Origin of the sequence: Mesorhizobium sp. M7A.F.Ca.MR.176.00.0.0 (assembly GCF_004023165.1) — a bacterium.
In the GTDB taxonomy this organism is placed as follows: Bacteria; Pseudomonadota; Alphaproteobacteria; order Rhizobiales; family Rhizobiaceae; genus Mesorhizobium.
The window spans coordinates 1-515 of record NZ_RZTC01000314.1 but is presented as its reverse complement, the minus strand read 5'-3'; the positions used below and the strand labels follow the sequence as shown (position 1 = coordinate 515).

Genomic DNA, 515 nt, shown 5'->3' with positions numbered 1-515 from the left:
GTCGGCGAAACTCTTGCCCTTCAGAAAGCCTTCGACCAGGGCGACATTCCTATGGACGGTCGGGCTAAACGCCCAACAGGCGCGCAGTTTTTCCAGTATCATTCCGTTCGTTCATCCGGTTGTTCGCCCCCCTTGCAAACCCTACCCGGCCAAATCGGCGCTTGGAAGACCCACCAGACTCACGTCATGGCCTCGGGAAAGTACCCGGCCGACGGCCATGTGAATACGAAAGATGCTGGCGATCACCATGATCGTTGGTGACCGCTGACCTCGCGAATGTCGGGTTCGACGGCACACCGGGAGCTCTCGGCAACGTTGAATATTCCGTTTGTAGATGGTTGTTTTCGTCGTCGAGGCTGGATCCATCAGGATCGGTGTCGACGATTCTATATTTGAGGAACCCAAATTCGTTTGACTCGCGCAATTCGCTGTCCGGCGTATCATCGCAAGCGCGGGATTGCGACATCCTGCGAAGTGCCCGCGTTGCTGGAATCGATTTTGCGGAAGTAAAAAGG

1 protein-coding gene is annotated in these 515 nt (G+C 55.7%); it reads right to left on the bottom strand.

The features are described 5' to 3' along the window. Positions 1-184 precede the first annotated feature (184 nt). On the bottom strand, positions 185-515 hold a 331-nt coding region (locus EOB59_RS35805), incomplete at its 5' end, for a hypothetical protein (protein WP_206622114.1).